This is a genomic window from Lysobacter sp. (genome assembly GCF_035655815.1).
GTDB lineage: Bacteria > Pseudomonadota > Gammaproteobacteria > Xanthomonadales > Xanthomonadaceae > Lysobacter_J.
Map to the genome: position 1 here is coordinate 34,585 of NZ_DASRTS010000009.1, position 7,427 is coordinate 42,011.

At 69.2% G+C, this 7,427-nt stretch carries 7 protein-coding genes; all 7 read left to right on the top strand.

Annotated elements, in window-relative coordinates:
• Nucleotides 1-1,104 precede the first annotated feature (1,104 nt).
• Complete coding sequence (gene fliE / locus VFE83_RS01745) at nt 1,105-1,464, top strand: flagellar hook-basal body complex protein FliE (RefSeq protein WP_324903143.1); 360 nt, start codon at nt 1,105-1,107, stop codon at nt 1,462-1,464.
• Nucleotides 1,465-1,595: 131 nt separating this feature from the next.
• A complete protein-coding gene (fliF, locus tag VFE83_RS01750) occupies nt 1,596-3,290 on the top strand; it encodes a flagellar basal-body MS-ring/collar protein FliF (RefSeq protein ID WP_324903144.1) in 1,695 nt (564 codons plus the stop codon).
• Between the two features lie 10 nt (nt 3,291-3,300).
• Nucleotides 3,301-4,287, top strand: coding sequence for a flagellar motor switch protein FliG (gene fliG, locus VFE83_RS01755; RefSeq protein ID WP_324903150.1), 987 nt, complete (start codon nt 3,301-3,303; stop codon nt 4,285-4,287).
• Nucleotides 4,284-4,913 (top strand): FliH/SctL family protein, encoded by a 630-nt coding sequence (locus VFE83_RS01760; RefSeq protein ID WP_324903145.1) that lies wholly within the window; start codon nt 4,284-4,286, stop codon nt 4,911-4,913. Before fliG ends, VFE83_RS01760 begins: the two co-directional genes overlap by 4 nt.
• Nucleotides 4,914-5,130: 217 nt before the next feature.
• Entirely contained in the window at nt 5,131-6,531 is a 1,401-nt protein-coding gene (gene fliI, locus VFE83_RS01765; RefSeq protein WP_324903146.1) for a flagellar protein export ATPase FliI, read from the top strand.
• Nucleotides 6,528-6,974, top strand: a complete 447-nt coding sequence (gene fliJ, locus VFE83_RS01770) for a flagellar export protein FliJ (protein ID WP_324903147.1) — start codon at nt 6,528-6,530, stop codon at nt 6,972-6,974. Before fliI ends, fliJ begins: the two co-directional genes overlap by 4 nt.
• A partial coding sequence (locus VFE83_RS01775; RefSeq protein ID WP_324903148.1) for a hypothetical protein occupies nt 6,971-7,427 on the top strand: 457 nt, incomplete at its 3' end. The genes fliJ and VFE83_RS01775, both read left to right, overlap by 4 nt.

Below are 7,427 nucleotides of genomic sequence, written 5' to 3' on the forward strand. Positions count from 1 at the left end.
CGGCGCTCTTTGCAACGGGCCGCTTCGCCGTTGCGGTTGCTGCGGCGGTTGCTGCTGTTGCTGATGCGTTGTCCTTTGCTTTTGACCTGCGACTTAAAGCGAGCCGAGCACCGGAGCTGGGAAGGGGTCGAAGAGCCGTGCATGTTTGAGTGCCGCGCAGCGGCGCGAGTTTGCGCGGCGGCCCCTTTCCAGCGAGGAGCACAGGGCACCGCCGCGTAGCGGCGGCGAGTGTCAGGAGCGAACGGTTTTGGTTACTTTTGCCAAGACAAAAGTAACCCGCCCTTCAGGGCGGAAGCTGTTGCTGGTGATGTTGTTGTTTTCGGCTGATGTTTTTAGGCAACAGCGAAGATCAGAAGCATGAAGCAAGTGCAAAGCTTCCGCTCGCAAGCGAGCGGGTTACTTTTGTTTCGGCAAAAGTAACCAAAACCATTTGCTCCTGACGCGATCCGCCGCTGCGCGGCGGTCCCCTGCGCTCCTCGCCAAAGAGGGGGCGTCGCCAAAACTCGCTGCGCTACGCTCCGCTCAAACAGCTGGCGACTCTTCACCCCCTCTTTGACTCCGGTGCTCGGCTCGCTTTAAGTCGCAGGTCAAAGGCAACACCAATAGCAACGGGCAACCGCAACCACCGTCTCTTTTGCTCGTCATCCCCGCGAAGGCGGGGATCCAAGGACGTTGCACGCTTTACCGGTGCCTTATCAGTAGCAACAGCCACAGCTTCCATCCTTCTGGAAGCCGCCCAGGTCACTTTGCGTCGCCGACATCCAGCGCCTCTGCTGTTGCCATGAACTGCAACAGCTATAGCGCTTTCGTGGCGGAGCCGCCTACCGGAAAGCATGAAACGTCCCTGGATTCCCGCCTTCGCGGGAATGACGAGCAGAAGCAACCGGATTCCCGCCTTCGCGGGGATGATGAGCAAGGGGATAAGCCTCGCGGCGGATTAGCCGTTCACTCCGTCAGTGGCACAACCCTCGCACGCACAACCCGCAGCAGCGCGGCGCCCACGAGGAGCCGCCAAAAACCGGACGCACCCCGCGCCAAAAACCCGTTCATGAACCGTGGCACGCCGCTTGCCTGTACCTGGCAGGTACACCGCAGTCAGCCACGATGACCGACGCGATCTCCTCCATCCTGTCCCAGATCCGCGCGCACGAAATGCGCATGCGCGGGCCTGATGCCGCGCCCGGCAACGCCATCGCGCCCAGCGCGCTCGCGCCCGGCGCCACGGCCGGTTCTGCGGCGGCGCCGGGATTCCAGCAGACCCTCAACAACGCCATCGATAGCGTCAGCCGCGCGCAGAACACCAGCGGCGCGTTGCAGCAGGCGTTCGAAATGGGCGACCCGCGCGCGGACCTGGCGCGGGTGATGGTGGCCATGCAGCAGTCCTCCGTCGCCTTCAAGGCCACGGTGGAAGTGCGCAACCGGCTGGTCCAGGCCTACCAGGACGTGATGAACATGCCGGTGTAGTCCGGCAACGGGGATCGGGAATTGGGAGTCGCACGAAGCAGCGACGCGCCCGGACCGATGACCGTGACGACGCAGCGACGTAATCCGCTTCAACCGATTCCCGACTCCCCATTCCCGATTCCCATCAGCCCATGGCCGTCATCGCCCTTCCCAACCAGAACAAGCTGCGCGAACTGCGCGGACTGCAGGACATTCCGGTGGTGCGCCAGCTGGGGCTGTTCGCGCTGGTCGCCGCAGTCATCGCGCTGGGGCTGTGGCTGTTCTTCTGGACGCAGCGTCCGGACTACGTGCCGGTCTACGCGGGACTGGACGCCAAGTCGACCAGCGAGGCCTCCGACCTGCTGCGCACCGCGCAGATTCCATTCCGCATCGACCCGGGCACGGGCGCGCTGGCGGTGCCGCAGGACCAGCTGGGCCAGGCCAAGCTGGCGCTGGCTTCGGCGGGGCTGCCATCCAACAGCGATTCCGGGTTCGACTCGATCAAGGGCGACCAGGGCTTCGGCACCAGCCAGTTCATCGAGAACGCGCGCTACCAGCACGCGCTGGAAGCCGAACTGGCCCGCACCATCGCCAACCTGCGACCGGTGCGCGAGGCGCGCGTGCACTTGGCGATGCCCAAGCCCAGCGCGTTCACGCGGCAGAAGGAGCCGGCCAGCGCGTCGGTGGTCCTGCAGTTGCACAGCGGCGCCTCGCTGGAACAGGGCCAGGTCGATGCGATCGTGCACCTGGTCGCGTCCAGCATTCCCGGCCTGCCGCCGGAGCGCGTCACCGTGGTCGACCAGTTCGGCCGCATGCTGTCCAACGTCGATCCGGACAGCGATGCCGCCGTAGCCGCGAAGCAGTTCGACCAGCAGCATCGCCTCGAGGCCACCTACGTCCAGCGCATCCATGAACTGCTGGAACCGATGACCGGCGATGGCCGCGTCAGCGCGCAGGTCAGCGTGGACATGGATTTCGCGCAGACCGAGGAAGCGCGCGAGGTGTACGGCCCGCAGCAGCCGATGGTGCGCAGCGAGCAGTTGGCCGAGTCGAACTCGGGCGGTCCGGCCGCGCCGCAGGGCGTGCCGGGCAGCGTGTCGAACACGCCCGCTGCGCCGCCCGCCGCACCGCCGGCCAACGCGACGGCCGCCAATGCCGCGCAGCCGGCCAATGCCGCAGCGGCGCAGCAGCAGGCCACGCAGACCGGTCCGTCCACGCGCAGCTCCGTGCGCAATTACGAAATCGACCGCACGCTCACCCACACCCGCCAGGGTCCGGGCCGCGTGCGCCGCGTGACCGCCGCGGTGCTGGTGGACAACGTGCCCGCCGCCGCAGGCAAGGACGGCAAGCCGGCCGTGCGCGCGCTGACCGAGCCTGAACTCAAGCGCATCGAGGCGCTGGTGCAGCAGGCGATCGGCTTCGACTCGCAGCGCGGCGACGCGGTATCGGTGGTCAATGCGCCGTTCGCCCGCGACATCGCGCAGAACGGCCAGGACGAAGGCGTGCCGCTGTGGGAGCACCCGCGTGCGATGGAATTCCTGCGCATCGCCGTCGGCGGCCTGGCGGTGCTGGTGCTGATCCTGGCGGTGCTGCGCCCGATGCTGCGCCAGCTGCTGGGCGTGAAGCCGCAGCCGAAGAAGAGCAAGGTGACCGAAGCGACGATCGTGCCGACCGAAGAGGAAGACATTCCCGTCGCCCTGTCGGCGCCGTCCGACGCCGCGCCCGCCGCGCTGCCGCCGGGCACGATGACGTTCGACGACAAGCTGGAAGTGGCGCGCGCCGCGGTGAGCAACGACTCCAAGCGCGTGGCACAGGTGGTACGCGACTGGGTGGAATCCGATGGCTGATCCGACGGGACTGACGGGCGTGCAGCGCGCCGCGGTGGTGCTGCTCTCGCTCGGCGAGCAGCAGGCCGCCGAGGTGCTCAAGCACATGAGCGCGAAGGAAGTGCAGAAGCTGGGCCTTGCGATGACCTCGGTCAGCGGCGTTTCGCGCGATGCGGTGGGCAAGGTCATCGACCAGTTCGTCGATCACCTGGCGCAACCCAGCGGGCTGGGCGCGGGCGCCGACGAATACGTGCGCGCGGTGCTGGTGCAGGCGCTGGGTGAGGAACGCGCCAGCAGCCTGATCGACCGCATCCTGCTGGGCCGCAACACCTCGGGCCTGGACACGCTGAAGTGGATGGAGCCGCGTGCCATCGCCGACCTGGTGCGCAACGAGCATCCGCAGATCATCGCGATCGTCATGGCGCACCTGGACAGCGACCAGGCGGCCGAAGTGCTCAAGTGCCTGCCCGAGCGCGTGCGCTCGGACGTGCTGCTGCGCATCGCCACGCTGGACGGCATTCCGCCCAATGCGCTCAACGAGCTCAACGACGTGATGGCGCGCCAGTTCGCCGGCGCGCAGAACCTCAAGTCGTCGTCCGTGGGCGGCGTGAAGGTCGCCGCCAACATCCTCAACTTCATGGACTCCGGCCAGGACGAGACCATCCTGGGCGCCATCGGCGAGATCGACGGCGAGCTGGGCGTGCGCATCCGCGACCTGATGTTCGTGTTCGACAACCTGGCCGAAATCGACGACCGCGCGATGCAGGCCGTGCTGCGCGAAGTGCCCAACGAGCGCCTGGCGGTGGCCCTGCGCGGCGCCGACGCGAAGGTGCGCGAGAAGTTCACCGCCAACATGTCGCAGCGCGCGGCGGAAATCCTGCTGGAGGACATGGAGGCGCGCGGCCCCGTGCGCCTGGCCGAGGTCGAAGCGGCGCAGAAGGAAATCCTCGCGATGGTCCGCAAGATGGCCGACGCCGGGACCATCCAGCTGGCCGCCAAGGCCGAGGCGTTCGTATGAGCCTGGCCGGCTGGAGCGACGAGCTGGCCGGCGCGGTGCGCTGGACCGCGCCGGGCCTGGAACCGCCGGCGCCGGAGCCCGTGCTGGAACTGCCCACGCCGCCGAGCGTGGAGGAACTGCAGGCCATCGAGGAAGCCGCACGCGAACAGGGCTATGCCGATGGCCTGGCGCGTGGGCACGCGGAAGGTTTCGCGACGGGCCAGGCCGAAGTGCGCCGGCTGGTCGCGCAGATCGAAGGCATCCTGGACGGCTTCACCCGTCCGCTCTCGCGCCTGGACGATGAAGTCTCCGAAGCGCTGGCCGAACTGGCCGTGCGCGTGGCGGGCTCGCTGCTGGGCCCGGCGTATTCCGCCGATCCGGCGCTGCTGGCCGATCTGGTGCGCGAAGCGCTGGACGCCGTCGGCACCAGCCAGCGCGACGTCGAACTGCGCCTGCATCCTGACGACATGGGCGTGCTCTATCCGCACCTGGCGGGCCTGGATGGCGTGCGCCTGACCAACGACAGCACCTTGGCGCGCGGCGAACTGCGCGTGCACAGCGAAAGCGTGCGCATCGACGGCACGCTGGCCGCCCGCCTGCAGGCGGTGCTGGAGAGCACGGTGGCGGCGCATGGGGTGGTGAAGTGATCGCCGCGCCGCTTTGCTTCCCTCTTCCCCCGGGAGAGGGATCGAGGGTGAGGGTCGGGGCACGCGGTGTGTCGATGATCGGTGTTGCTCCGGATAAGTGCGTGCTTTCGCGAGTGCAGGCGGCGCCACTCCGCCGACCCTCACCCCCAACCCCTCTCCCGGGGGGAGAGGGGCTCAAACCGCGAGGCGAACGGCCCACATCTTGCACGGCCACCGCATGACCACCCCCGCTTCCCACTGGCTTGAAGCGCGCAACCTGCGCCTGGCTTCGCGACTGGATGCCTCCAACCCGCAGCCGCGCTCGATGGGCCTGGCGCGCGAGGGCGTACTGCGCCGCGCAGTCGGTCTGACGCTGGAAGCCTCCGGCTGCAGCGCGCCGCTGGGTGGACGCTGCCGCGTGGAGACGCACGGCGGCGTGTGGGTGGATGCGGAAGTCGTCGGCTTCTCCGGCGACCGCACGTTCCTGATGCCCAGCGCGCACCTGGAAGGCCTGCTGCCGAATGCCCGCGTGGTGCCCAGCCGGCAACGCGGCGAAGTGGCGGTCGGCGAAGGCCTGCTCGGCCGCGTCATCGACAGCGACGGCGTGCCGCTGGACGGACGCGGTCCGATCCGCGCGGAGAACTGGGTCGGCCTGGCGGGCGCTTCCATCAATCCGCTGATGCGCGAACCAATCACGCGCTCCCTCGACGTCGGCGTGCGCGCGATCAACGCATTGCTGCCCATCGGCCGCGGCCAGCGCGTGGGCCTGTTCGCCGGTTCCGGCGTGGGCAAGTCGACACTGCTGGGCATGATGACCCGCTTCACCGCGGCCGACGTGATCGTGGTGGGGCTGATCGGCGAACGCGGACGCGAAGTGCGCGACTTCGTCGAAGCCACGCTGGGCGAGGAAGGCCTGCGCCGCGCGGTCGTCGTCGCCGCGCCGGCCGACCGTCCGCCGCTGGCGCGCCTGCACGGCGCGCTGCGCGCAACGGCCATCGCCGAGTGGTACCGCGACCAGGGCCTGCACGTGCTGCTGCTGATGGATTCGCTGACGCGCTACGCGCACGCGCAGCGCGAGATCGGCCTGTCGGTGGGCGAACCGCCGACCACGCGCGGTTATCCGCCCAGCGTGTTCGCCAAGCTGCCCGCGCTGGTCGAACGTGCCGGCAACGGCGCCGACGGCCGTGGTTCGATCACCGCGTTCTACACCGTGCTGACCGAAGGCGACGACCAGCAGGAGCCCATCGCCGACGCCGCGCGCGCCATCCTCGACGGCCACATCGTGCTGACGCGCCGCATCGCCGACGCCGGCCAGTACCCGGCCATCGACGTGGAAGTCTCGGTGAGCCGCGTGATGCAGGAGATCACCGACGCGCCGTGGCGCGAACGCATCCGCAAGCTCAAGCGGCTGATGGCCGCGTACAACGCGCAGCGCGACCTCATCGCCATCGGCGCCTACCAGCGCGGCAACGATCCGGTGGTGGACGAAGCGCTGGCGCGCTGGCCGGCCATCCTCAATTTCCTGGGGCAGGACGTGAGCGAGGCGGCCGACGTGGCCGCCAGCCGCGAGGCGCTCGCACGCCTGCTCGACGACATCCGAGAACCTACTGTCGCCACCGCGAAGACGGAGAACGCATGACCCGCTCGCAACGCCTCGACCCCCTGCTGCACGTGATGCAGCAACGCCAGGACGCCGCCGCCCGCGAAGTCGCCGAGCGCGACCGCCAACTGGCCGAACAGGAGCAGCGCCTGGACGCATTGCGCCGCTACGCCGAGGAATACGCCATCACGCCGCAGGAGGCGACCATCGCCCCGGCGCTGCTGGCCAACCGCATCGCCTTCCGCGCCAAGCTGGAGACGGCGGTGGACCAGCAGACGCGCATCGTCGACAGCAGCCGCCAGAACCGCGACGTCGAGCGCGCGCGACTGCTGCTCGCCAGCCGCGACACCAAGGTGCTGGAACAACTGGCCGACAGTTACCGCGCACAGGAATCCCGCGTAGCCGAACAGCGCGTGCAACGCGAGCTGGACGACCTGGGCGCACGCCGCGGACGCGGCGGCAATGAAGGAGCTTCGGAGTGAGCCAGCTGTTCTCCGCGATGCTGTCGGGCGTGGGCGCCGCGCGCGGTGCCGACGCGTCACGCAATGCATCGCCGCCCGCCAACGACGACGCGAACACCGGCGCCGGCAGCGGCACGTTCGACCGGATGCTGCAATCGCAACCGTCGTCGCGCACCGAAAGCACGCGCAGCGCGAACACGCCGCGCGCCAACGAGCGTTCCGCTCCCAGCCAGAAGACGGAGAGCGGCGAACGCACCGGCGACGCACGCGAGGAACCCTCCAGCGAGGCGAAGCCGCGCACCGGGGAAAGCCGCGACAGCCGCGCCGCATCGGAGAGCAAGTCGCGCGAAGCCGAACCCGGCACCGGCACCGGCAGCGACCACGACACCACGGCCGCCCGCGACGACGCCGCGCCGGCAGACGCATCCGGCGCGCCGCAGCCGGAAGCCGCGACCGCCCAGGCGGCCGCTCCTG